Source organism: Moritella sp. JT01, assembly GCF_001574435.1.
Taxonomy (GTDB): domain Bacteria; phylum Pseudomonadota; class Gammaproteobacteria; order Enterobacterales; family Moritellaceae; genus Moritella.
The window spans coordinates 394,586-417,931 of the sequence record NZ_LOCN01000019.1 but is presented as its reverse complement, the minus strand read 5'-3'; the positions used below and the strand labels follow the sequence as shown (position 1 = coordinate 417,931).

The 23,346-nt window shown below is 39.2% G+C and carries 22 protein-coding genes; 9 read left to right on the top strand and 13 right to left on the bottom strand.

Annotated features, from left to right (window positions below; all coding sequences use genetic code 11):
• Nucleotides 1-275 precede the first annotated feature (275 nt).
• A complete protein-coding gene (locus AKG98_RS16250; protein ID WP_067048212.1) occupies nucleotides 276-626 on the bottom strand; it encodes a hypothetical protein in 351 nt (116 codons plus the stop codon).
• Between the two features lie 444 nt (nucleotides 627-1,070).
• On the opposite strand from AKG98_RS16250, the gene AKG98_RS16245 reads away from it, so the two are divergent.
• Both AKG98_RS16245 and AKG98_RS16240 read left to right on the top strand, forming a co-directional pair.
• Nucleotides 1,071-1,334 carry a hypothetical protein gene (locus tag AKG98_RS16245; protein ID WP_067048210.1) on the top strand — a complete coding sequence of 88 codons (264 nt, stop codon included), beginning with the start codon at nucleotides 1,071-1,073 and terminating at the stop codon, nucleotides 1,332-1,334.
• The gene (locus AKG98_RS16240; RefSeq protein ID WP_067048207.1) at nucleotides 1,335-2,372 is read left to right on the top strand and encodes a hypothetical protein; all 1,038 of its coding nucleotides are present in this window, start codon (nucleotides 1,335-1,337) and stop codon (nucleotides 2,370-2,372) included.
• 60 nt (nucleotides 2,373-2,432) lie between these two features.
• Here AKG98_RS16240 and AKG98_RS16235 read toward each other — a convergent pair whose 3' ends face one another.
• The 7 genes from AKG98_RS16235 to AKG98_RS16200 form a co-directional block, all read right to left on the bottom strand.
• A complete protein-coding gene (locus AKG98_RS16235) occupies nucleotides 2,433-3,080 on the bottom strand; it encodes a PEP-CTERM sorting domain-containing protein (protein WP_067048204.1) in 648 nt (215 codons plus the stop codon).
• Between the two features lie 658 nt (nucleotides 3,081-3,738).
• The gene (locus AKG98_RS16225; protein ID WP_067048199.1) at nucleotides 3,739-4,821 is read right to left on the bottom strand and encodes a fatty acid desaturase; all 1,083 of its coding nucleotides are present in this window, start codon (nucleotides 4,819-4,821) and stop codon (nucleotides 3,739-3,741) included.
• Between the two features lie 22 nt (nucleotides 4,822-4,843).
• On the bottom strand, nucleotides 4,844-5,341 hold the full coding sequence (locus tag AKG98_RS16220) for a PaaI family thioesterase (RefSeq protein WP_067048197.1): 498 nt from the start codon (nucleotides 5,339-5,341) through the stop codon (nucleotides 4,844-4,846).
• A 2-nt stretch (nucleotides 5,342-5,343) separates the two neighbouring features.
• Nucleotides 5,344-6,306, bottom strand: a complete 963-nt coding sequence (locus AKG98_RS16215) for a YheT family hydrolase (RefSeq protein WP_067048195.1) — start codon at nucleotides 6,304-6,306, stop codon at nucleotides 5,344-5,346.
• Nucleotides 6,299-7,156, bottom strand: coding sequence for a fatty acid desaturase (locus AKG98_RS16210; RefSeq protein ID WP_067048193.1), 858 nt, complete (start codon nucleotides 7,154-7,156; stop codon nucleotides 6,299-6,301). Before AKG98_RS16210 ends, AKG98_RS16215 begins: the two co-directional genes overlap by 8 nt.
• Nucleotides 7,157-7,168: 12 nt before the next feature.
• The gene (locus AKG98_RS16205) at nucleotides 7,169-8,812 is read right to left on the bottom strand and encodes a lipoxygenase family protein (protein ID WP_067048191.1); all 1,644 of its coding nucleotides are present in this window, start codon (nucleotides 8,810-8,812) and stop codon (nucleotides 7,169-7,171) included.
• Nucleotide 8,813: 1 nt separating this feature from the next.
• Nucleotides 8,814-10,265, bottom strand: coding sequence for a cytochrome P450 (locus AKG98_RS16200; protein ID WP_067048188.1), 1,452 nt, complete (start codon nucleotides 10,263-10,265; stop codon nucleotides 8,814-8,816).
• Nucleotides 10,266-10,770: 505 nt separating this feature from the next.
• On the opposite strand from AKG98_RS16200, the gene AKG98_RS16195 reads away from it, so the two are divergent.
• The 3 genes from AKG98_RS16195 to AKG98_RS16185 all read left to right on the top strand — a co-directional run bounded on the left by AKG98_RS16195 (nucleotide 10,771) and on the right by AKG98_RS16185 (nucleotide 13,603).
• The gene (locus AKG98_RS16195; protein WP_157534150.1) at nucleotides 10,771-11,106 is read left to right on the top strand and encodes a hypothetical protein; all 336 of its coding nucleotides are present in this window, start codon (nucleotides 10,771-10,773) and stop codon (nucleotides 11,104-11,106) included.
• Between the two features lie 18 nt (nucleotides 11,107-11,124).
• Entirely contained in the window at nucleotides 11,125-11,952 is an 828-nt protein-coding gene (gene xthA / locus AKG98_RS16190; RefSeq protein WP_067048185.1) for an exodeoxyribonuclease III, read from the top strand.
• Between the two features lie 76 nt (nucleotides 11,953-12,028).
• On the top strand, nucleotides 12,029-13,603 hold the full coding sequence (locus AKG98_RS16185) for a lytic transglycosylase F (RefSeq protein WP_228140328.1): 1,575 nt from the start codon (nucleotides 12,029-12,031) through the stop codon (nucleotides 13,601-13,603).
• Nucleotides 13,604-13,696: 93 nt separating this feature from the next.
• Here the strand turns inward: AKG98_RS16185 and AKG98_RS16180 are convergent, their stop codons facing one another.
• From AKG98_RS16180 to AKG98_RS16165, 4 genes are all read right to left on the bottom strand, one after another.
• A complete protein-coding gene (locus tag AKG98_RS16180) occupies nucleotides 13,697-14,407 on the bottom strand; it encodes an ABC transporter permease (protein WP_067048180.1) in 711 nt (236 codons plus the stop codon).
• Between the two features lies 1 nt (nucleotide 14,408).
• Complete coding sequence (locus AKG98_RS16175) at nucleotides 14,409-15,173, bottom strand: ABC transporter permease (RefSeq protein ID WP_067048177.1); 765 nt, start codon at nucleotides 15,171-15,173, stop codon at nucleotides 14,409-14,411.
• A gap of 94 nt (nucleotides 15,174-15,267) precedes the next feature.
• A complete protein-coding gene (locus AKG98_RS16170; RefSeq protein ID WP_067048175.1) occupies nucleotides 15,268-16,029 on the bottom strand; it encodes a transporter substrate-binding domain-containing protein in 762 nt (253 codons plus the stop codon).
• A 108-nt stretch (nucleotides 16,030-16,137) separates the two neighbouring features.
• Nucleotides 16,138-16,908 carry an ABC transporter ATP-binding protein gene (locus AKG98_RS16165; RefSeq protein WP_067048170.1) on the bottom strand — a complete coding sequence of 257 codons (771 nt, stop codon included), beginning with the start codon at nucleotides 16,906-16,908 and terminating at the stop codon, nucleotides 16,138-16,140.
• Nucleotides 16,909-17,399: 491 nt separating this feature from the next.
• Between AKG98_RS16165 and focA the strand changes: the two genes are divergently transcribed.
• From focA to rlmA, 4 genes are all read left to right on the top strand, one after another.
• Nucleotides 17,400-18,251 (top strand): formate transporter FocA, encoded by an 852-nt coding sequence (gene focA / locus AKG98_RS16160; RefSeq protein ID WP_067048167.1) that lies wholly within the window; start codon nucleotides 17,400-17,402, stop codon nucleotides 18,249-18,251.
• 65 nt (nucleotides 18,252-18,316) lie between these two features.
• Nucleotides 18,317-20,596, top strand: a complete 2,280-nt coding sequence (pflB, locus tag AKG98_RS16155) for a formate C-acetyltransferase (RefSeq protein WP_067048164.1) — start codon at nucleotides 18,317-18,319, stop codon at nucleotides 20,594-20,596.
• A 126-nt stretch (nucleotides 20,597-20,722) separates the two neighbouring features.
• Nucleotides 20,723-21,499 (top strand): pyruvate formate lyase 1-activating protein, encoded by a 777-nt coding sequence (gene pflA / locus AKG98_RS16150; protein ID WP_067048162.1) that lies wholly within the window; start codon nucleotides 20,723-20,725, stop codon nucleotides 21,497-21,499.
• A 102-nt stretch (nucleotides 21,500-21,601) separates the two neighbouring features.
• On the top strand, nucleotides 21,602-22,435 hold the full coding sequence (gene rlmA, locus AKG98_RS16145) for a 23S rRNA (guanine(745)-N(1))-methyltransferase (RefSeq protein WP_067048160.1): 834 nt from the start codon (nucleotides 21,602-21,604) through the stop codon (nucleotides 22,433-22,435).
• 106 nt (nucleotides 22,436-22,541) lie between these two features.
• Here the strand turns inward: rlmA and yfbV are convergent, their stop codons facing one another.
• Complete coding sequence (gene yfbV, locus AKG98_RS16140) at nucleotides 22,542-22,979, bottom strand: terminus macrodomain insulation protein YfbV (RefSeq protein ID WP_067048159.1); 438 nt, start codon at nucleotides 22,977-22,979, stop codon at nucleotides 22,542-22,544.
• Nucleotides 22,980-23,346: the final 367 nt, after the last annotated feature.

Here is a 23,346-nt window from a genome sequence, read left to right as displayed (position 1 = left end):
CAATAATGACTTACATCACCGCCCTAAAGGACAGTGTTTTTCGTCAAAGGTGATAAAAATGATGAATTGTAACTGACTATGTAGAACATTCGATTTACATGCTGATCTACATTCACGCCAAAGCAAACGTATTTTAACGATTGATCGATTCCAGTATTGGTACTGTCATGATACCAATCATCAACACTGTATAAAACTATTCTATCTACCCGCTTGGTCATGCTCGATCTGCTCATAACACTTATTTCTCTCTTCTTTTTACACATTCCCGTTGCCTATGATAATACTTCCATATAGATAAGATCTCCATATCCCCATACAACGGTACCAATAAGGCTCATAGCGATGTCGAAAATGTTGGTTATGCTTATATAATTTTTGAATTTCGCTCTAGCAGTGATTTCTTGACCATCAGATATACTTCTTAGTCTTTTTATTACAAACAGTTCTGCAAAAACAGTTATAAGTATGACAACCGACCCGCTGCGCTGAAACCATATAGCTGGCTTATCAATTTCTGGCATTAAAAATCCTCTATAGCCAGCCCATAAGATTAATAAAGAAGCGAACAAAGATACCCATACAGCCAGCATTTTTGTGACTAATCTTTTCTCATAATAATTCATAACAACCCTATTTTTCTGAATTCTATTTTTGCCAAAATATTTAATTCATGTATGACATAAGACAATTTTAACATATCAGAGTCGCGCGTTAAAAAATGTCCAACTGAGAGTGTCTAGATTTTGGTCTATCGATAGGACTTTTCGCAGTGCTTCACACTAATGACAGGCAGTTAAACTGACACCTACATAGTCATCTTTCCATGACACGTTTACGACCATATAAATTAAACTTTCCTTAACAGCAGCTGTGGTCGTAATTTCTTAAATAAAATTAGAAATGTTATCAATTAAATAATAAATAAAAGTGTTTATCTGAGAATTCTCTCATTTAATATACATCTGAAATAAAATAACTAACACTCAGCAGCTTAGGCAGGTAAAGTAGGTGCCATGGCGATAGAGTGGCGATGTAATTAAAATACTTCTATTGATTGGCTATGCCCAATGCCCCTTCATACAGCTAAGAGCCAATGGTCCCGAATATCAGGAATGTTACTTAGCTATGGACGTAAACTTCTGTCACTGAACGATGAAGCGTTACTTGCGGTTAACAAGCATAACTTGAACAGAAATGTGAATATCGGTTTTCAAGAAGATTTTAGTGAATTTATTCTTCCAGAGATCTTGGGACGATTCTCTAGGTCATTTCCTCAAATAGAAATTCAAGCTCAATCAGAGCGAAATAGCTTATTACATGATGGAGTCTAAATGGCCTACATAAGAAAAACAACCTTGATTTTCATGATTTTTTTAATTTCCAACTTTGCTTTCAGTTCAGATAATCTAACTGTAAATCTGAAGCTTAGGGAAAAAAATGACACCTTTATCCACACTAGCATAGACGGTAAGTACCCAATCACAATACACCTTAATTACGAGTATGTTTCAGTAACGAGACGCGGAAGAGACTATCGTTACTATTATGTCGAGGGTTGGTATTATTACGATAAGTATCAGACTAAAATTGCGCTTCAGGGGGTATTCGATTACGTTGCTGCGGACCCTGATTGGCTTTCTGAACACGACGGTTGGAGGTTACGCCTATACACAGGGTTAAATCCTAAGGCGCGCACAGAGATCAGGAAAAACCTATATATTAATGATTTTGGAGTTGGCGTTGATTTTTTCGATAAGACTGGATTCGACGAGAAATTCACTATTGATGCGCTATACGATATGGAGACTGAAGAATATAAATTCACAACCTCCCGCTGGATTAAAGGCTCTAAAGTCCTGCCTATTGATCACTTTCCAACGCCAGAGTTTCCCATAAGTGATTACCTATTAGATATTCAAGAGAATAAGGTGCACAAACAGCTTAGGCTCTCCCAACTGGGCATAGATATACAAGAAAACACCGATAATTACTACACCAACATCGAATTGCTTAGCTATGCTCGGGAAGGCACCGGATTAAGCTTACTGTTTCTTAAGAGAACAGAAGGCCCCATGTGCTATTCTCATGATGTCAATTCACTTATCGCTCTGACACTTGATGGATCAGGTAAGGTTACCTCGAACGAAGAATACGAAGTTTATCGCTGCGACAGGATAACCAGCAATATGGCACGATTAATTGATGCGGAAGATGCTTTAATTAATCAGTCTATTCCTAACATGTCCACGGATAGCATCGCTGTCTATCGCACTGAATATTCACAGGGTAGTTCTGAGTCTCTGCAGACAAAAATTGGTAGTTTCCGGATTGTGGATGCAAAAGTCATGATTGAAGTCCCCTGGGAATAGCTTGGACCTCAACCCCCTTAACTTGGCTATTTGAGCATTGACTACTTCAAGATCGACTACCTATGCTCTCTTTCTTGCTCTTATTGCTAGCCCTAAGATACCTAAGCCGAAGATAGCTAGAGTTGATGGTTCTGGTACCACTGCACCACCTATACCCACACCAAAAGAGGCCGAATCAAGTAAGTTACCCACAGAGATACCGCCTACAGCGTAGACAGCGGAGTATGCAAATTTAATGTCGTTACCCAAAGAAAATATCCCTGAACCTGAATTCACTTGCCAAGTATTGATACCCGCATCGAATGTATCGTTAAACAAATCTGTATCATCAGAAGTCCCAAAGGTATTATCAAGACCCAAGTCTGTAATTTGTAAACGCATCGTTTCTAAACCGCCAGTACGACTGCGATGTGCGAACTCCCAACCAATCTCTTTGGTGGCTGCTATACCTGACACTACCTGCGACAAAGTGCCTGCAATATAGGCGTTTAATTCAACAAATTGATTTCCTGTATGCGAAGGAACACCTAAGAATCCATCTGCCCACACTTCAAATGCACTATCTGTTGTTTCCCATCCTGGCATTGCTGCAGGGGCTACCAGTTGCATCTGACCAGTAATGACAGGCTCCTCAAAGCTGCCATTAATTAGTCCCGCATTGACTGAAAAAGCAAATAAAAATGTAAATAATCCGATTAATTTTTTCATTTTATTTTCCTTCATATTCATTAAAGACAAATAGTCCAGTTATATCAAAGCAAGAACCTTACCTAAAATATTAATTCCCTTAGAAACATCGAGTTAATATGTTTTGTTATTACGTAAACAATACCTCCAATCACCGAGTGCAAAAAAAGTCGACATATCTAATCTAACCAAGGCTGAAGCACAATTTAACTCGCAATAGGGTTCGCGTGTGTTGCTGTGATATGACCAATCCCTCACATGAGAAAATGGGCTATTCTCCGCTTAGGTGAGCTTGATATTTGGATAAAAGGTTGAATGGGTATCAGGGACTGATGTTAAGCCCTAGAGCGTGTCCATCGTTGTGTCCAAAACGTGAATAAATTGCGAAAACGCGGTAGGCGAAGAGGAGTGAATTTATCGGTAGTTCAGCCGTCATATTTAAAATATCAGCCGTGCCAAAATCCAACTGCTCGTTGGGTGTTATTCTGCTTTCAAGGTATCGATATTTTAACAGTCTCAGAAGAGCAGCATTAATGAATTGTATTTGTTTCTGCATACAATTCATTGGTAACAAAATGAACATTCAACTCTAGGAGTTTTTTGTTCATAAAGTCTTTAATATTATTCTCTAAATAGCCAAGAATAAACACAATTTCATTAATGCCACATTTTACCCCAATTAGCTTTTAAAGTTATGAGAGCTCTCTGATATAACATTACTTTCTAAGCTACTATACTTGGCTGAATGATAACTAAAGGAGTGTTGGTTGCTTTTCACTTTTCCGACGAAAGTATAGTTCCACAAGTTTTTTGCATACGAAACAAGGGTTGCCTCGCTAGCCGTATTAACCAACAAAGGGAGCTTTTTCCTAAATACTTTAGTCGCAGGGGCTAATCGATAGTGAGGGATGCTAGGATAGAAGTGATGAACTTGATGTAAGTTGATGTGGTGGCAGAAGATGTTCCACCATGAGATGTTACGGTCAATAGTTGTTAAACTGCCTTTCAAAGGTGTCCACTCTTTATCAGAATGCCAAACCAATTTTTCATCATTATGCTGTAAGAAAGTGATAATTATAAAATAGTATGAATATACTTGCAGGGGAATGACATAATACAGAAGTACGTTCACTACGCCATATTGAAATGACAGCACAGCCAAAAATAGGAACATACACATAACTGCAAGGAGTGATATTTTCATTTTACTCTTTCGGCTTTTAAACAAAGGGTCAGTGTAAGAATAATGGTTGATTCCATGTCTTGAAATCCCAACCAAATAGCACCAATAGGCAAAACCACTTAGTGCCAAGAGAGCACTGGCTTTACGGCTTACTTTACTGCTTTCTCGAACCGGGCCATATCCTTCATCTTTATCAATATGTCCACAATACCTATGGTGGTTTCTATGAGTAAATTTCCATTGTTCATACGGTAGTAGCAAAAACGAGTGTACTAATAGACCAACACCATCGTTGATAAGTCTATTTTTAGAAAATGCTTTATGGCCACAATCGTGCCCCAATAAGAAAAGCCCCCAAAAACACTTACCTTGAAGAAAGAAATAACTTAACCAAGCTATTTCAAAAAATGGAGAAGAAAGGGATTCAAAATAATAAATTGCTACCAAGAGCAACACTAAAGATAATGCTAAATTAACTAAAAAATAACTAATAGAAGTTAGCGTATTACATTCAAAATACTTCTTTGGCATTGCGCGCCGAATATCTTGTAGAGTTACTTTTTCTTGTTTGCTATCCATAAAATTAAATCCCGATGTACTGTTAACTTAGTATCAAACAAGTTACTGATGCTGTAGCTAGTAACTTCCCTGAAGCGTCTAGCAAGCGTCCTTCACCCACTGCTGTTTTTCTACCAGTGTGAATTGCATTACCTTCACAAATGACTAAGCCTGTTTCGATCGTCATTGGTCGAATAAAGTTTACTTTTAGATCGATAGTGCTAAACCCTACTCCCTGCGGCAAAGTGGTGTGAATTGCGCAGCTTATACAGGAATCTAATAGTGTAGAAAATACACCGCCATGTACTCCACCAATAGTGTTGTAGTGATATTCTTCTGCGTTAAATTCAAAGCGCATATAACCCTTATCTACTTTGCAGTTATCGACCCCCATCAAGCTCATAATTGGTGGCATAGGAAGATCACCATCAGCTATACTTTTTAAATAATCGTAACCACTCATTTCCATTGCGCTTTTAGCGCCAATCATAGGATCTGCCCAATCAAATGTTCTTGTTCTGTTTTCAATGATGTTTTTCATATTCACATTCCTTTGTTGTTTAAATACTTAATCGCGGTTTCTTCAGACCAGTATCTTCCCTTGGATTTAGGAAGTACGAAGCCCACATGTCCGCCATGTCGAGGCATTAAAAGCGATAAGTTCGAATTATTGTTAACCTCATGGATTGGGTAACACTCCTTTCCTAAGAATGGGTCGTCTTGTGCCGTAACCAATAAAACTTTCTGTTGTATATTTTTTAAATACTTTTTACAGCTACAGCTTTCCCAATAATCATTTGCATCCTTAAAACCGTGTAGTGGAGCGGTATACATATCATCATACTGCTGGAAGTTTCCAACTTGCTTGAAGTTGTCTATATTTATTAGTTCTGGATACTGAGCATGTTTTCTACTTATAATCTTCTCAAAGCTCTTTAAAAAATGACGCATAAAAAATTTGTTCTTAAACCTTCCCAATTCCATTGCACTACTTTTTAAATCACATGGAGTAGAAAAACAAACGGCCTTTTTTATGCTTGAAGGAATTTCAGCATGCTTCTTTCCTAAGTAAAGTAAATTAATATTCCCGCCTAAACTGAAGCCTATAAGTGAAATTACCTTATATAGGCTCTTACCTTCGATATGTTGAATTACATCTTCAAGATCATCAATAGATCCCCCATGATATAAGACGGGCTTAATGTTACTTTGATCACCACTACCGCGGTAATTCCAAGCTATTACGTCCCAACCATCCTCATAAAGTGCTTGAACCATACCAAGAATATATGGTCTTTTATTGTGTCCACCTAAACCGTGGGAAATAAGTGCGACTTTGTCACTTCCTTGTTTATACCAATCGTATTCAAGTACGTCACCGTCTCTTGTATGGACAATATGACAAGTATTCTCAATGTTATGCTCTGATTTTCTAAATAGGCTTGGATAAATACTGCTTAGATATCCATTTCTAAATAAAAAAGGCGGAGTGTAAACATTATGCATCTGAGATTCCTCTTGATTTATCTAATTCGAATGCAGGAAAAACGCTTTCTTGAATTAAGTGTTTAGGAATCTTCTCTTTTATACTTTCATGATAGTTAGGTAGTAACGACCAGTGTAAGTTTGGCTTTATATGATGGGCTGTGTGATATCCAAGATTTGTAAACCAAAAGTTGTATATTGGGCTAATAATGCTTCTCGATGCTTTATAAGGGTCTGATGATCTCAAACCTGAATGATGTGGGTAAGTCAGCCAAAATATGTACAAGGACATCACTAGCGGAGGAATGATGAACACAAATAATAATGCCAAAGGACTGTACAAAAACAACACGAAATAAATCGCATAGTTTTGTAAACGGTAGGTCATATACTTCTTATAGACTTTCTCATGCTTTTGCCCATTTTCCTTTACTCGCTTTAATGTTGTTTTAGCAAGATGAATGGTGTACTCGAAACGGTTCATTTTACTACCGTCTGTTCTGGTCCAATTTGATTCATCAATAGAAACATCATCCTGTAATGGGTATTGATTCATATAATTCAGATGATGACCGTGATTATGGTGCAGTTTCCATGCGTAATGATTTATCCACACCTGTAAACTCAAGATTCTGTTAACGTAGCCATTGAGCCACTTTGAGTTTGACATAGATATATGGGCATGATGGTGACTGTATGCGACGGAAAAAGTCAGAAATGGCATCGACAATAAAGAAAATACCACCAACTCCCAGAACCCTGTCAGGTTTATGAATGCATAGAGTTGAATCGCGAACATTATACTGACTAAAACAAGGGGAAACACATCAGCTTTATACATATAAAATCTTTCTGCTTTCGAATTATTCATCAGTGTTATCCTTTAACTATTTAAACTGTTAGACAATCTGGAGGGTAGGCATGCTGAGTAAGACTTATATCTGTAGCCATTTCGTTGATTGATTACGCCCTCTGCGTGATTTAGCTCAGACTGGAATTCTTTAACGACTTCCCAAACCTTGGGGTTAGTAAAATCGTACTTTCTGTACTGTCCTAACTTATTGTGGTAAACCCTTGAAGTATAATAAATGAAGTTCATTTGTTTTAAGAGTTGTCTAAGTGGAGGTAGAGCCTCAAATAGATTAGGTTGGTCTGTCATTGGCATATCCACATCAAATATATCTGAATAGGCTGAAGTCGCCATATTTATTGGGCTTCCCATAAAGTCCCATTGGGTATAATTGACACTGGAATGAAATACGGCTGACAGATAAATAATGTGGGTCAAAACCCAATTCAACTCACTAATAGTATATACAGTCTCAGGAAAGCCCTTTACGTTCCCTTTATCCTTTGCATTAAGTTCTGCAACCCACGCTTGCAGCTCATAGTCGGCTTCAACTTCTTTGTCTGTAGTGTAATAAAGTGACAGGTAAGAACGGACATAGCGACTTAGGATGTCATTAATAAGTCTTGCATCATCCCTGAATGGATACTCTTCCAACTCCTCCATTCCTCGGTTTTTGATATCTTGGTTCAACGTGGATTTATCAAATGACCAATGCTGATAAGCTTTAAGAGATAAGGCTTTAAGGCCGTCTATAGAAAGTGCGAAAAGGTTTTCACCATAGCCTTTAGGTTTAAATAACTCTCTTCTACCAAACTCATTGATAGCTAATGAATATTGGAGGTGTGGTTTTAACAACTGATACACAGGGTGCTTTGCAGAAAGCTGTCTATTAGTTGCAATTGGAAATGGCTCAATCACTAGATGTGAGTTTACCAGGTGAGATACAAATTGATGATGTTGTGCATCAGCTACTTGACAGTACCATTTTGCGCACTGCCATTGCTCACCATCATTTTTAGTAACGATGTGGTTGGAGCCCGGTTCCTGCGTCAGTTGGATCAGTATAGGTGTAAGATGGGACTTGCCCGAGACTTTATTTTTCTCCAAATAAAATAAAATGATTGGTGCATGAACCACTTTTTTGCTATTTAAATAAGATCCTCGCTGTAAATTATGTAATATTGAATAATTTGAAATATATAGGAACCCTTTTTCAATTAGATTTTCTGTACTTAAAGACTCTCCGGTTAAGTTACTTAGCATCCCGTCCGGTAAAGATAGTACCTCGGGTAATTTTTCTTCTACTCTTGAGATAACAACAGGATTTACACCAGACAACCTTTGCCAAGCGAAATCTTTGTCACTAATTTGAGGCGCCAATCTAGTAGGCTCTGGTATAAATTTGAATACCTTTAAATAATCTTCTTGATTTAGCGCAGGTTTTATCCAATTGGCGAATTTGTTAGCATAGTCATTTAGCACCAGCGTTACGAGTGGCTTTGATCTTCTATATAAGTACAGTAGGTCAAATTTTTCAGAGGAAGGTAGCTTCGCTGACTCTACCATAGGTGGCAATGACTTATTTACTCTATATCCATACTTCCGCTGTTTCTTGGCCAATTCACCTTTTCTAATATTCGGTGAAACATCATATTGAGGTAATGAAGGAGGTAACAATTTAAACCTCACTCACTAAATGCTTAGAAATATCAATAGCCAAGCCATCGCTTGGAATAATGATGCCTGCGAAATATTCATTATCAATTTGGCTACTATTACTAGGCAAAATTGAGTGTAAATTGAGTTTTTGCAGAAGCTCGACGATAACCACTTTGGTTATCAGTTGCGTCAATCCCATACCTACACAAATCCTATCGCCAGAACCAAAGGGGAGATAAGAGTGCTCTGTAGGCTTGGTATTGAACCTTTCAGGCATGAAATCATTTGGATTTTCCCATAAATTTGCATCCCTGTGAGTTACCCAACTAGAAATAAAGATCTGAGTTTTTTCAGGTAATGAACCAAATGGGAGCTTTATGGTTCTTCCTGGGAGCACTTCCCTAAAGAATGCCGGGACTATCGGATAAAGCCTTAAAGTCTCTTTTATAACCATGTCAAGATACTCAAGCTTATCTAAGTCAGAATCGGAGTAACCTTGCGGGTGTTCAGTTACAAATTCATCAATGCTACGCTGTAGTTTTTGATAGACGTCTTTATGTGCAGACAATAGCTGGATTGCAAAGCTAATTGTAGCCGCGACATTACGCGTACCTGCATAAAACGAAGTACTAATCTCGTCTCGTAGAAGGGTAAAATTATCACGATTTGTGATCTTCAATTCACTCAACCATTGTGGCAAATTTGTTGGCTTGCTTGACTGTTCTTTATCGCTTCTTTCGTATTTGTTCAGTGCTTTTTCTACATATCGTTTCCACCCTTTTATTCGCTTTTTCAATAACAAACTTGGTAGAGACAAAGGAGTTGCTCCCCTTCTATGCATATCTTCCATTTGAGTTAGGTAACAATCAAATAAATCCTTGGTTCCCTCTTGGTCCAAGAGAAGATGAGAGAATATATTGAAGGAAAGCTGAGTCATTTCATCAAAAAGCAAAATTTCTCTTTTGCTCTCTGTAGGATTCAACAATATCGCATGACTAGATGTTAGTTGCTTTATCGTCACTACGGCATTACTGAACAAGGTGTTGATATCAGAATGTGAAAACGGGTGAGCCTTTCTTTTATCATGCCACTCAGAGCCATTTGCAAAAAATACGCTACTAAGAAAGTATTTTCCAGCAGCATGCTTAGGCGAGTTTTTATATATATCTAGAGAATTTTCAACGATTAATTTTATATCTTCAGGTTGTGTTACTAGAATAGCTGGTTTATTAAACAACCAGAAGCTCACGTTATCACCATATTGATGGTGGTAGTTTTGCAAAACTTTGTAAGGAGGCTTCATAATAAAGTCTTTCAAATTACCTATTGGCCAAACCGGGGTGGGCCCATGAACTTTTGGAAGAAGCCTTTCTATCCTTTTTGCTATCTCTTGTTTTTTAAAAATAGATGACATAAGAAAGGAAAGTTGGCTGTTTAACATCCTGTTTTGATCGCTTTGAATTCGACGCATACTACTAAGTCCGTCCTTGGCATATTGTTATTTACTTTAAGCAATTAGTATTCTTTCTTTGGTTACCAATTAAACTCTCATTTCACTTTGAGCTTTTTATGGTATTAGTTTATCCAACCATGTGAACGAACCACTCGCGGTGGCGCCATTGAGATATTTGAGTTTTTAAGCTTTTGAGATAATGCAGATTTTAATTTTTCGTTCATCATAACGTCCTTATAAATATTAAGTTTTAGCTTGATCGAGTCGTTATCAACTTCATTATCAAAAAGATAACAAAACACTTACAGCCGAGCTACATAATCCTGAGCAAGGAGGTGTAAACGTGATCCACATAACTATTTTTGGGTAGCCACTTAGAGGTGACTACGCAATTTATTGGGTTAACATACAGCCTTACAAAACCCGAGATGAACTTGCTTTAAATTCAACGTCAGTAAGGTAAATTGGGTTCATCAAACGCTTGGGTGCCAAAGGGGAAGCGATAGCCTTCGAACGTTACACAATGAACGAGCAAACAGACTTACTGTCAGGCGAGGACGCCGCAATGGCGTCAGAACTATCTATCTCATCACAAAACCATGTCCTGTTATGGATGAAAGTATTATTTAATCAACTTCGTCGGTTAAAGGAATTGAATCAGCCAAACCCGCTTGAAGACGTGAAAACGATAAAGACAGCAGAACGCGAGCTTAGCTACCTCTCGCATGACCAAATAGCAGAACTATTAACATTTGTTCAAAGCAGTCCCATTTCTGCACAAATGACACAAATTATTAAAATTTGCCTCGCAACTGGCGCGCGAATAATAGAAGCTATAGATATAAAGGTTTGCAAATAACAAAGGGTTAAAAAACCAATGAAAATAATCTCATTTAACATTAACGGCCTTCGCGCTAGACTGCATCAGCTACAAGCTATCATAGACAAGCATTCGCCTGACGTAATTGGCCTACAAGAAATCAAAGTTCACAACGAAATGTTCCCTGTAGCAGCGGTTGAAGAAATGGGTTATCACGTATTTTTCCACGGTCAAAAAGCACATTACGGTGTTGCTATGATGGTAAAGAAAAGCACAGTGGCAGACGTAGAAGCAATTAAAGTGCAATACGGCTTCTCTACCGATGACGAAGAAGCGCAAAAACGTATGATCATGGTGACGTTTGACCAAACATCTGGTAAACCAATCACAGTGTTAAACGGTTACTTCCCACAAGGCGAAAACATCAGCCATGAGACGAAATACCCGAACAAGCGTAAATTCTATCAAGACCTAAACGTATACCTTAACGACAACCACACCGCAGAAGACGATGTAATTGTGATGGGCGACATCAACATCTCTCCAGCAGATAAAGACATCGGTATCGGTGAACCAAATGCGAAACGTTGGTTAAAAACAGGCAAATGTAGCTTCCAACCAGAAGAACGTGAATGGCTAGCAAAACTACAAGGTTTTGGCTTACACGATACATTCCGCACCATTAAGCCGGAAGTAACAGATCGTTATAGCTGGTTTGATTACCGCTCAAAAGGTTTCCCAGACAACCGTGGATTACGTATTGACGTGATCTTAGCGACGGCAACATTGAACGCTAAAGTAGTTGAGAGTGATGTAGATTACGAACTACGTGGTATTGAAAAACCATCAGATCACGCACCAATCTGGACAACATTTAGCGAATAAAATTGTTAATCGATAACAATAGCTTAGGCTCATATCCCTACGCTATTTAAAATCTAAAAGCGCATTTTAGAAATATGTGTCTAACCTTAGTGTTACCTCGACATTCATATATCAAAAAGCGATGATGGCTATGCAGTGGACTAAGATATGCGTAACAGCAAAAAATAGCTTACTCCTCTGTATCGTTGTCAACATATCACCCAGCAATGCTCAATATTCCACTAATGCTGATTCTAATTTGGCAAGCTCAACATCTTCAAACTCTGTAGCGCAACAACAAATGAATATTCACAGCCAGCCCAGCTTTGAAGACCTCCCCCTGCTATTAAAAAAGCGTACTATCAAAGTCTTAGTCGTTAATCACCCCGCTTATTATTTCATTTACCAAAGTCGTCCGCGTGGTTTTGCTTATGACATGATGCGTGAATACGAAAAACACCTAAACCGTAAATACTTCAAAAACACCAAGTTGAAACTCAATATCTTGTTTATTCCGGTGCCTAGTAGCCAAATAATCGACTTACTCGCGCAAGGTTATGGTGATATTGCAATTGGCCCCTTAATGACGCCTTTACGCCAACAAAACCAAGTAACCCATACAGAGCCAATATACACCAACAATCAATTATTGCTCGTCAGCCATGACTCTACAGATGAATATAAGGATATAAATCAGTTATCAGGCAAGGAAATTTGGATACGTCGTAATAGTATTTATCACCAGCAATTAGACATCATCAACCAGCAATTATTCCGACTCAATAAACAACCTGTTTACGTCAATATCGTGGCTGATGAACTCGAAGATTACGAACTATTAGATATGGTCGACAACAAGCAAATTTTCATGACGATGATCTCTAACCATGGTTTACGATTATGGCAAAAATTATATAAAAACATAAAACTACACCCACGATTAGTCATCCGTAATAACATCCCAAGTACCTGGGCGGTACGTAATCACACACCACAATTAACTCGCAGTTTAAATCAGTTTATTCATAAGCATAAAAAAGGCACTAAAATAGGCAACATTCTGCACCGTCGCTATTTAGTTAGCCATCGTTGGCTGAATAAAGTCATCCACCAGCAGTTTGAAAAACGCTATTTAGAAACTGAAACGATCATTAAAAAATACGCAGGACAGTATGAATTCGATTGGCAACTTATTCTTGCGCAAGCCTATCAGGAGTCTCGGCTTAACCAAAAAGCCATTAGTCATCGAGGTGCGGTCGGCGTGATGCAAATATTACCATCAACGGCGAATGAACCTTACGTCAATATTAAAAACATCAACAACGTGGACAGTAATATCCATGCAGGTGTTAAGTACTTACACTTCATGAAACAGCGTTACTTTAGCCATAAAAACATTGCCAAGCTAGACTCACTATTATTGACTTTTGCCGCCTATAACGCTGGACCAGCGAAGTTAATACAATTAAGAAAACGGGCATTAAAGGAAGGATTAAACCCCAACATTTGGTTTAATCATGTCGAGAAAATAGCCGCTGAGACCATAGGTAAAGAAACGGTGAATTACGTGAACAACATTTATAAGTTTTACATCACTTATTTGCTGGCCTCACGTTATACAATCAACGATACGCAGATAGCGCAACAGCAAGTTGCAAACAAGACTCAGTAAGCAAAGAGGAGCAGTCATTAATCAAAGGCCGCCATGTTGCTACAAAACGGCCTCCTATTTAGTACTGACACTCTATAATAACGATGTAAATCGTTAAGCAAGATGCCTAAATGCACGTTTCTCTAATTTTTTGAATACGGCAAAAATAGCAAAACATAAACACAGATAGATAGCACCCGCAAAAATAAATGCTTCAAAGGGGGCATAAAAACGTGAATACACATTGTAGCCCGCCCCCGTGATATCAACCAAGGTCACGACACTGGCAATTGACGTTGCATGCAGCATAAAAATAACTTCATTACTGTAAGCAGGCAACGCACGACGGAACGCCGACGGTAAAATAATGCGACGCAGAACCTGCCAATCGCTCATGCCATATGCTTGTGCCGCTTCAATTTCACCTTTATCGGTTGTCACCAATGATCCTCGAATAATCTCGGTGCTGTATGCCGCGGTATTTAATACAAACGCTAACAAACAAGGATAAAACGCATCTTCGAGTAAAAACCATATTGCGCTGTCTTGAATACCATCAATCATGGTCACACCATAATAAATCAGATACAACTGGATCAATAACGGTGTACCACGAAACACATAAGTAAATAACCAAATACCACGTGATAACCACACATACTGACTGGTACGCATGATCGCTAACGGCACAGCCAAAAAGAAACCGATGACAATAGACAAGAACGTCAGTTGTACCGTCAATACCGTACCATCCCAATACTCATTTAAGGTACTCGGGGTAAACATTTCATTTTGCTCAAGCAAAGCAATCAGTTGATCTAACATATTAATGACCTTCTACACCTTTGCTGAAATGACGTTCTAAATATTTCAGTACAATTTCACTCACGGTTGTAATCGCTAAATACACAAACGCAACAGGAATGAAAAACAGAAACGGTTCATATGTTGTCATTGCCGCTTCTTTCGCTAATTTGACCATGTCTGATAAGCCGATAATCGATACGAGCGCGGTTGTTTTAACCAGCACTAACCAGTTGTTACCAATACCTGGTAGCGCAAAACGCATCATCTGTGGAAACATTACACGGCGGAACACTTGCCAATCTGACATGCCATAAGCGGTTGCAGCTTCCAATTGGCCTTTGTCCACAGACAATAACGCACCACGGAACGTTTCGCCCATATAAGCACCAAAAATGAAACCAATCGTCACCACACCGGCACTAAATTCATCGATATTGAAATACATACCATCTTCATAAAACGCAGATAATGTTAACCATCCTTGTTCGATATAAAATTCATTGATGGCATAGGTTTCGTGTAATTCGTACAACCATTCCGAAAAATTATTGAGTCCGACTTGTAAGCCAAAATAAATTAGCATCATTAAGACCAGATCCGGCACACCACGGACTAAGCTGGTATAAGATACCGCTAATACAGAAGCAACTTTACCACCGGAATAACGTGCAACAGCGGTAATCAGACCGAGTAGCACTGCGATGATTAATGAAAAAATGGCAAGTTTAACGGTCAATATAGCGCCATTAAATATACCTGGCCCATAACCTTGAAGATCTAACATAGTATTCCCAGAAAAGCAGTGGACGCTTGGTTTTCACTAATAGCCTTAACTAATAACCTTAACTAAACGCCCATTTTTATCATCGATAAAGAGACTACATTTTAATACTGTAGCTGAAGTATTTAGCTTGGATAATTTCGTAAGTACCATCCGTTTTAATTTCTGCTAATACTTTATTGAAGGTTGCTGCAAGTGATTTATCACGTTTACGCAGTGCAACACCCATGCCCTCACCCAGCTGGAATGTATCGCCAACGGCTGCATAAGCGCCTTTTTTCTCAGGGATAAGTAACGTGGTATCACCGACAGGGAAATCCAGTAATACCATGTCTAAACGACCTCCTTCAAGATCTAGCAATAAGTCACCACTGGTGTTATAACGCTTAATTGTATTCTTGCTAGCATAATTATCGGTGACGTGTGTATCTTGAACTGTACCGCGCTGTACACCGATACGTAATTTTTTGAATGCAGCTTTATCTGCTACATCAAGTTTAAAGTCTGCAGCGGCAAACCAAGCGCTTGGTGTATTGTAGTAAGGTTCAGAGAAAAGTACCTTCTTCTTACGTGCGTCAGTGATCGACATTGAAGAGAAAATAGCATCGTATTTACGTGATAATAAACCAGGAATAATACCGTCCCAAGATTGTACAACCCAAGTACAATTCCAATTAGCGCGTTTACAAACTTCGTTACCTAAGTCGATTTCAAAACCAGTTAGCTCGCCATCAGGGGTTTTATATTCAAATGGCTTGTAAGGTGAATCAACACCTAAACGAACATCAGTCCATTCTTTTGCTGCTACAGCTGAAGAAAGCAATAAGCTTGTTGCAATTACGCAGGCTAATTTTTTCATAAGTATTTCCCTATTATTATAATGAGATCAATCAATGATCTTGTGTTTGTAGTCGTTTTATTTTTATAGTTATATTTTTATCATTACGCTCAGTGAAACCACTAAACGTTAATATTTTGGAGCCAAGAACTGCTTAACGCGTTCTGATTTCGGGTTATCAAACAGTTCTTTCGGATCGCCCTGCTCTTCAATTAGACCTTGGTGTAAGAAGATAACTTTGGTCGATACATCGCGTGCAAAGGCCATCTCGTGAGTGACCACTAGCATGGTTCGACCTTCTTCAGCTAGACTTTGCATTACACGTAATACTTCACCCACCAATTCAGGATCAAGCGCAGAGGTTGGTTCATCAAATAGCAATACTTCCGGCTCTACAGCTAATGCACGGGCGATTGCCACACGTTGCTTTTGGCCACCAGACAACTGGCTTGGGTAATAGTCTTTTCTTTCCCATAAATCGACTTTCTTGAGATAATGCTCTGCACTGGCAATGGCATCGCTGCGAGAGAGTCCTAATACTTGAATGGGGGCTTCGATCACATTCTCAATGACCGTCATATGCGACCATAAATTAAAGCCTTGAAACACCATTGCTAACCGTGACCGAATACGCTGAACTTGTTTTTTATTCGCGATATGTCGATTACCGTCTCGACCATCAATCATTTCGATCAATTCGCCATTGACGGTGATGTCACCTGCCGTAGGCATTTCTAATAAATTAATACAACGTAAAAAGGTACTTTTACCAGAGCCTGATGAACCGATAATAGAGATTACATCACCTTTATTTGCAGTCAGATCGATACCTTTCAATACTTCATTGTCACCAAATGATTTATGCAAATTTTTGATGTCTAATGTGGGACTGCTACTCATTCTATTCATCCTAAATACGATTTATAACAATTAAGACATGTGCAATATTTAAATTCAAATCAACATTAAAGAGTGCAACATAAATACAACATTAAACATAACAAATTAGTCATTCAGATAACATGAAACCACTATAATTTAGATTTAAAGCCCACAAGGTAGCCATTAGATAGTTTTATAATCTTCAAAAACAAACAATACAGCGCGAATAAATACAAAAAGACAATGTAGGACACTACCGCCATATTGGTATTTATGATGGTTTAATTTACTTTAAACAGTTAATTAAACTTTTGTTTTACATTTAAAATAAAGTGCATGCAAATACGCGATTACTGTAATTTAGTTACACCAAGAGAGGGCTTTTTAAGTTTAAAAGCATCTAATTTCGTAATAAAAAAACATAAAACAGCATGAAATTGATCTGGATCACGTTATAAATACCACTAGTTGGGTAATAATAAGCATGAGTTATTTATTGAGACTAAGTAATGAAAACAACAAACCCATTTGATGCAATCCTACCACCAGAACTGCTAATAAAAGCAGAATCTATCGGTGTAGCAAAAGCAACGAAAGCCCCTAAACAAGCGTTCATGCTTGCGATTACTGCAGGTGTATTCATCTCTATTGCATTTGCCTTCTATACCACGGTAACAACAGGAACGACGGATGTTGCTTACGGTTTAAAAAAATTCATGGGTGGTTTTGCGTTTAGTCTTGGCCTACTACTTGTTGTTGTTTGTGGCGGCGAGCTATTTACTAGCTCAATCTTAACCATTATTGCCCGTGCTAATAACAAGATAACAACCGTACAACTTGCTAAAAACTGGGCAGTGGTCTACGTCGGTAACTTTATCGGCTGCCTCTTCTTTGTGGCGTTAATGATATTAGCGAAACAGCACCTCGTCGCCGATGGCGCTTGGGGTCTAAATGCCATGAAGATTGCCCAGCACAAATTGCATCATACTTTTATTCAAGCTGTCACGCTTGGCATCCTGGCCAACCTACTTGTTTGTCTTGGTGTCTGGATGAGTTTTGCCGCGCGCTCTATTACCGATAAATTTGTTGCGGTGGCATTACCTGTGAGTATGTTTGTCGCATCAGGGTACGAGCACAGTATCGCTAACATGTTTATGATCCCACTCGGGTATGTTATTGCGCACTTTTCAGGCCCTGAGTTTTGGCTAGCGACTGGTGCGAACCCTGCTGACTTTACCGATTTAACGTTAACTAATTTTGTATTTAACAATCTTATCCCTGTCACCATCGGCAATATAATTGGTGGCGGATTACTGGTTGGTATGACGTACTGGATTATTTACTGCAAAAAAGAATCTTAATATCTGTTGTAAACACAGCAGATAACAAACTTTGAAATTACATTTTTAATAGATTAGGTGTACTTATGACTGAACAAACAATCTTTGATCAAGCGTGGCAAGGTTTCACTACTGGCGAATGGACTAACGACGTTAACTTACGTGACTTCATCCAGAAAAACTACACTGAATTTACCGGTGATGAGTCTTTCCTAGCCGATGCAACCCAAGCAACAGATACGCTTTGGAACAACGTTATGGAAGGCATCAAAATTGAAAACAGCACGCACGCGCCGCTTGATTTTGATACCTCAGTACCATCAACAATTACATCACATGCTGCAGGTTATATTGACCAAAACCTAGAAACAATTGTTGGCCTACAAACTGAAAAACCATTAAAACGCGCCATTATCGCTAATGGCGGTATCCGCATGGTTGAAGGTTCTTGTAAAGCATATGGTAAAGAACTGGATCCAGTAACCAAGAAAATCTTCTCTGAATACCGTAAAACACACAACCAAGGTGTATTCGACGTTTACACAAGCGACATCATGAAATGTCGTAAGTCAGGTATCCTAACTGGTTTACCAGATGCATATGGCCGTGGTCGTATCATTGGTGATTACCGTCGTGTTGCTGTATATGGCATCGACTTCCTAATGAAAGATAAATTCGCACAACAACAATCATTAGAAGCTAAGTTCTATTCAGGTGAAGACCTTGAAGCAACAATGCGTTTACGTGAAGAGATCTCTGAGCAGTACCGTGCCCTAGCACAAATCAAAGAAATGGCGGCAACATACGGTTTCGATATTTCAGGCCCAGCGACAAACGCAAAAGAAGCGATTCAGTGGACTTACTTCGGCTACCTAGCTGCAGTTAAATCACAAAATGGCGCAGCAATGAGCTTTGGTCGTGTAACAACCTTCTTAGATGTCTACATCGAACGTGATTTACAAGCGGGTATCATTACCGAATCAGACGCACAGGAAATGATTGACCACCTGGTAATGAAACTACGTATGGTGCGTTTCCTACGTACACCTGAATACGATGAGTTATTCTCTGGTGACCCAATCTGGGCAACAGAAACTATCGCCGGTATGGGTACTGATGGTCGTTCACTCGTCACTAAATCATCATTCCGTGTACTGCACACACAATACACGATGGGCCCTTCACCAGAGCCAAATATCACGGTATTGTGGGCTGAACATTTACCACTAGCCTTCAAACGTTACTGTGCGAAAGTATCGATTGATACATCATCAATCCAGTACGAAAATGATGATCTAATGCGTACCGACTTCGACAATGATGACTATGCTATTGCATGTTGCGTATCACCAATGATCGTGGGTAAACAAATGCAGTTCTTCGGCGCGCGTAGTAACCTTGCTAAAGCATTGTTATATACAATCAATGGCGGCGTAGATGAAAAACTAAAAATCCAAATTGGTCCTAAAGCAGACAAGATCACCGATGATGTACTTGATTACGCAGATATTAGAGCGCGTTATGACAAAGTGATGGATTGGTTAGCAACAACGTATGTGACTGCGCTAAACTCAATCCACTATTCACACGACAAATACTCGTATGAAGCATCATTAATGGCATTACATGACCGTGACGTAGAACGTACAATGGCATGTGGTATCGCTGGTCTATCAGTTACTGCAGATTCACTTTCTGCAATTAAATACGCAAAAGTTAAACCAATTCGTGATGAAAATGGTATTGCAGTCGACTTTGAAATCGAAGGTGATTATCCTAAATTTGGTAACAACGATTCACGTGTTGATGATATCGCTTGTGAACTAGTTGAAACGTTCATGAAGAAAGTGTCTAGCCACAAAATGTACCGTGATGCAAAACCAACACAGTCAGTACTAACAATTACATCAAACGTGGTATACGGTAAGAAAACGGGTACAACTCCCGATGGCCGTCGTGCAGGCGCACCATTCGCACCGGGTGCAAACCCTATGCATGGTCGTGATGAAAAAGGCGCAATTGCAGCCCTCACATCCGTAGCAAAACTACCGTTTGAATACGCAAAAGATGGTATCTCTTATACTTTCTCTATCGTACCAAACGCACTGGGTAAAACAGACGATATACGTCGTACTAACCTTGCCGGTTTAATGGATGGTTACTTCAAGCACAGCAGTGCGATTGAAGGTGGTCAGCACTTAAACGTTAACGTGATGGATCGTGCAATGTTGTTAGACGCTGTTAAGCACCCTGAAAAATACCCACAACTGACCATTCGAGTGTCGGGTTACGCGGTACGTTTCAACTCGCTAACAACTGAGCAGCAACAAGACGTGATCACTCGTACATTCCAACAGTCATTCTAAAACTGAAGAGAGTTACACTATAAAATATAACCATCGTTTGTTTTTATAGTAGCAAGACACAAAAGCCTTACACATGTAAGGTTTTTGTATTTATAATGATCGTATGCCCTATCCTTTGGAGATATTATGCCGCTTATTAAATCGATTGATTCTAGCGAGTTGTGTAGCACAGTAGGACGCATTCATTCTACCGAGTCGTGTGGCACTGTTGATGGCCCAGGCATCCGCTTCATCGTCTTCATGCAAGGCTGTTTAATGCGTTGCCAATATTGCCATAACCGTGATTCATGGGACCTACATGCGGGTACAGAAACCACCGTTGATGAATTAATTCGTGAGCTGGTTTCATACAAGGCCTTTATGCAAGCAACGGGGGGTGGTGTCACTGCATCCGGTGGCGAAGCGATGCTACAACCTGAATTTGTGCGTGATTTTTTCACTGCGGCTCAAGCCCAAGACGTTAACACCTGCTTAGATACCAACGGCTATATTCGTAAATACACCGATGTGATTAATGAAGTACTCGATGTCACTGATTTAGTGATGTTGGATTTAAAGCAAATGAACGACAAGATCCATCAGGAATTAGCCGGTGTCAGTAATAAACGCACGCTCGAATTTGCAGAGTATTTAGCAAAACGCAATCAAAAAACATGGATACGTTATGTCGTGGTTCCCGGCTATACCGATGATGATGCATCAGCGCATCAACTTGGTCAGTTTATTCAACATATGGATAATATTGAAAAAGTAGAATTGCTGGCTTATCACGAATTGGGCTTGCATAAATGGAAAGCAATGGGCTTTGATTACCCCCTTGATGGTGTTGCGCCACCCAGTAAAGACACCATGGACCGCATTAAAAATGTCTTATTAGAATACAAAGATAATGTGATGTATTAATCGCCCAAACAGCATTCTATTACAAACCGATCCTAGCTCTATGCTATGATCGGTTTTTTGTTTTAGCCTTTTGCTAACCTTATATCAGAATAACGAGATCACATGAATTACCTTTGCCCTATCTGCGCTCGCCCTTTATCCGCACAAGACAAAAGCCTCACTTGCGAGCAACGCCATCAATTTGATCTAGCAAAAGAGGGTTACGTCAACTTACTCCCAGTGCAAAACAAAAAATCAAAAAACCCCGGTGACAACAAAGAAATGATGCAAGCCCGTCGAGAATTTCTTGACCAAGGCTTCTATCAATCACTATCTGACACGGTGAATAGCATTGCTCAGCAAGCGCTAACGGCTGTCAACGCACCAAACATCCTCGACTTAGGCTGTGGCGAAGGCTATTACACCCACCGCTTAGCGCAAGCTATGGCGACTCTTAATGATGCTAATACAACGCCACAAATCGCAGGACTAGATATATCTAAATCAGCGATCCGTTATGCAGCAAAACGTTATAAGACGATCAGTTTTTGTGTAGCAAGTGCCTACAACACCCCATTCGCAGATGCCAGCCAAGATTTAGTGACGCGTATTTATGCACCATCACAAGATGCTGAGCTAGCCCGTATAATCAAAACAGAGGGTTACTTACTCACAGTGACTCCCGCTGCCGAGCATTTATTTGAGCTAAAGCAGAAAATTTACCAAACCCCTGAAAAACACGACATGAAGATTGAAGATATTGCCGGGTTTGAACTGATTGAACAGCAACGTTTAACCGACCAAATCACACTGACGCAAGCGAAAGACAGCAAGAACTTATTAGAAATGACACCATTAGCGTGGAAGATGAGTGACGAACAAAAAGCAGAGATATATGCGGTTGATTTAACTCTAACGCTCGACTTTAATATCACGCTTTATAAACGCACGGCGTAGTTTTTATCACAAACTCTAACGCCCTCGCCGTTTAAAAGACAAAAAAATACCGATATTAGCTTTAATATCGGTATTAATAATTATCGGAATGAAACGTTATCGTGTATTACTTAACCATAAATGCTTTATCCATTCGCTTAAATGCATTTTCTAAAATATCAGCCAATTCACTGTAGTGTGGCTTTTTCACTGCTGGCTCAAGCTCACAACCTTGCGTTACTAGCCCTTGATAAAGTTCATGATACCAATTTGCTAGTGACACGGGTAATAACTCGCTCGAACGTTTACCTAACCAGAACAAACCTTGCATCGGTAGTGTAATAAATAATAATGCAATCGCAATACTGGCTGGTAACTGCAGTATATCACCATAGAGATACTGCATCATCACAGTTAGAATCGCTAATGGCGGCATAGTCTTAAAGCCAAGTTTCGTGGCGGCAATAATTCTATTCTCAGGAAAAAGTGCGGCCAGTTCTTTTTTCATCGGCCAGCGCTGCATATAATGTTGACCTTTATAAAGCGTATCTGTAAACACACTCATCAGCATCCTCCTGTAAAAACATAAATTATCTCTAATCCAAACCATACACTATGTCATAGTGGAGGTAAAATAGTATATGAATGTTACGTTAATGGTTTAGATCAACTTTTATTATAAATATACTTTGAGAAATCGTCTCATTGCAAGTAAACTATGAGGCAGTTAACACTTTAAGGGAAAATGTGAGTGACATGACTCACAGTTTTAGAAAGTCGTCATTTATTTAAGATGGATACTTAGTAACGAACATTAGTCGTACCCAATACGATTTCGTACGTAAAAATGACAGTGTCAGCCAATTTAGTAAGCACAGATATATTTCTCTGCTTTAATAAAGATACGATACCTAAGCCAATATCGCTAGGAT